General features: G+C 57.4%; 3 protein-coding genes. 1 reads left to right on the forward strand and 2 read right to left on the reverse strand.

Going from position 1 to position 2,419, the window contains the following annotated elements; translation table 11 throughout:
* The first annotated feature begins 92 nt into the window (after positions 1-92).
* Positions 93-422, forward strand: coding sequence for a hypothetical protein (locus tag HHL08_RS25115; protein ID WP_235955317.1), 330 nt, complete (start codon positions 93-95; stop codon positions 420-422).
* Between the two features lie 71 nt (positions 423-493).
* Here the strand turns inward: HHL08_RS25115 and HHL08_RS25120 are convergent, their stop codons facing one another.
* Together HHL08_RS25120 and HHL08_RS25125 are read right to left on the reverse strand one after the other, a co-directional pair.
* The gene (locus tag HHL08_RS25120) at positions 494-1,522 is read right to left on the reverse strand and encodes a 2Fe-2S iron-sulfur cluster-binding protein (RefSeq protein ID WP_235955318.1); all 1,029 of its coding nucleotides are present in this window, start codon (positions 1,520-1,522) and stop codon (positions 494-496) included.
* Between the two features lie 138 nt (positions 1,523-1,660).
* Positions 1,661-2,419: fatty acid desaturase (locus HHL08_RS25125; RefSeq protein ID WP_169575570.1), on the reverse strand; the 759-nt coding region annotated here is incomplete at its 5' end.

Genomic DNA, 2,419 nt, shown 5'->3' on the forward strand with positions numbered 1-2,419 from the left:
GCGCGTCGGGCGTTCGAGCAGGACGAGAGCATCACGCCCGACGCGCTTGTGCAGGCGCAGGGGCCATCGTATTTAACCGCAAGACTCTCGTTATGATCGAGGGACTGACGGGGGGCAGGTCAGCCCCAACGGTATCTCCCCCTCAACTCGTGGAATTCGGCGGCAATCTGACGAGAGATCGTGCGGAACGAATGATGGCGCATGCCGAAGCTGGAGGGCTTGCGATTTATGGGATTGGCCAGCTGAGCTACCATCGGGCGCCGGTCGATAAGACGGTGGTTTATCCAATCGACGCTTTTTATGCCCACGGTCAATATACGTCCGTTATTGCTACTATGAACCGTGTTGCCGTACTGCTCGATAACACTCAAAAAGTGGATGTCCAGGAATTGGCTGGAAAGATGATCCGGGTCGATAACTGATTTGTTTCGATGTCACCCTCTGCCATAGCCGCGATCGACAGGGGGCTTGAGAGCGGTCCCTACCATGTCGGCTAACGTACGTCGCTGCGGTCCACGAAACGGTCTGCGGAGATCGCATCGGGAGCTAACCCGGCCTCGAGTAATTCTGCTTCCGCGAGGTCAACCATGGCGGGCGGTCCGCAAAGATAGGCCTCATACCGCATCTCAATTGGCAGTTCAGCAATCTGCTGGGTCACCGGACCTCTGGCGCCCTGCCAAGGGCTATCGGCCGCCTCGTCAGAAAGCACCGGGATGAAATCGAATGGCCCCCTCCAGGTGGCCTTGAGTCTCCCGATTTCATCAAGACAATAAAGGTTGGTCCGGGTTCTTGCGCCATAAAGAAGCGTTACCGGCCGCGTCGCCCCCAGCGCAAGTGCTTCCTGTAATATGGAGATGATAGGCGCAAGGCCGCTGCCGCCTGCAATGCACAGAATGGGCGCTGCGCTTTGCTTCAGTTGGAACGCGCCATAGGGTGCTCTCAACGTCAAAGAAGCCCCGACCCGATCATCTGCGAACAGCCAGTCCGTGAACGCGCCGCCCGGGACATGGCGGACGTGGAATTGCAAGTTCCGGGTCGAGCCTGCTATGGGAGCGAAAGCGAACGAATAGCTTCGTAGACCATCCACACCCGGCGCACCAATATCTGCATACTGACCAGGGACGAAGGAAAGCGGCCGGTCCAGCTCGACCGTAAGATTGATAATGTCAGGGCAAAGCCGAGGAACTGACACGATTGTTGCGCGATAGTCGTCCACGGTTTGCTGGACCGTCAGTGGCGCGTCGAGTGCAATCGTCAAGTCTGACCGGGGTATCGCTTGACAGGCTAGCCTGTATCCAGCGAGCAACTCATCACGTTCCAGAGCCAGCGCCGAAGGACTGAGCTCCCTTATTTTGCCGTCAAGAAGCTTGAACTTGCACGTGCCGCAGGACCCGACTTTACAATCATGAGGCATCGCCAAGCCCTCTGTAAGCATGGCTTCGAGCAACGTCTTGTCTCGAGCGACCAGCAGTGTCCGGGCTTCCGAGGCAAAGATTACCTTGTTGGGTGGGGGCTTCTTCAAGAAGGAAAACATAAAGCGGATCTACTATGTTGAGTGAGGGCGGTGCGGTGAAGACAAGGGAGCGTCATCCCATAAGGATGACGCTCAGTTCACATAGAGACAATCAAACGCGTACGTCTCCATGCGGGGTGGACTGTTTCATGCAGTGGCGAGCCACTGCGGCCAGCCGGCCTGCGCATTCGCGGCATCTGCCAACTTGCGCTCGCCGGGCGATGCGAACCTTGTATCCCAGTCTTTCAGACGCGGCTGGGCTATGAACCGGTGCCAGATCGGAGGGACAAGTCCGCAGAGGAAACACAGGAACAATGACGGCATCTGCGGCGCGTCGCACTCGGGTTGGAGTTCGTAGAACGGTGTGTGGCCATCGAGGTGGTGGTTGATGTGGTTTGTAATCTCCACCCCGATCGGACGGGAGATCATGCCCAGATGGTTCCAGGCATGATGCTTGGCGATGGGTTCGCCTTCAATCCGGATCAGCCCGTAGTGCTGGAAGTAATTGAAGCCTTCGATCAACATTTTGGCGAGAAAAATGGCGACAGCAGTGGCGATACCAGCAACAGGCCCCGCGAGTAAGGTTGCCCCGCCAACAATTGTGCCAAGCAGGATTGGGAGTAGCCACATCGCGTTGCGCCAGCTCCACGTCGAATAGCCCATGCGTGAGAGCATTTCGCCCTGTTTTTCCCAAGTATCACGATAAGAACCCCACGTCGCCGAAAGGACGAAGCTGTAGATCGTCTGCCCTCGGGGCGGCGTGTCGCTATCCTTCTGCGTGTCTAGCCCGTATAATTCATCGCGTTGTTGATCGGGCGTCAGGATTTCGGTTTTTGGTTGGAGGCAGGCGCGGTGCATCACTCCCGGGGATGAGCCGAAGGTCGGGTATGTTGAGGCTTGCGGGTT

This window comes from Sphingobium psychrophilum (genome assembly GCF_012927105.1).
GTDB classification, from domain to species: domain Bacteria; phylum Pseudomonadota; class Alphaproteobacteria; order Sphingomonadales; family Sphingomonadaceae; genus Sphingobium; species Sphingobium psychrophilum.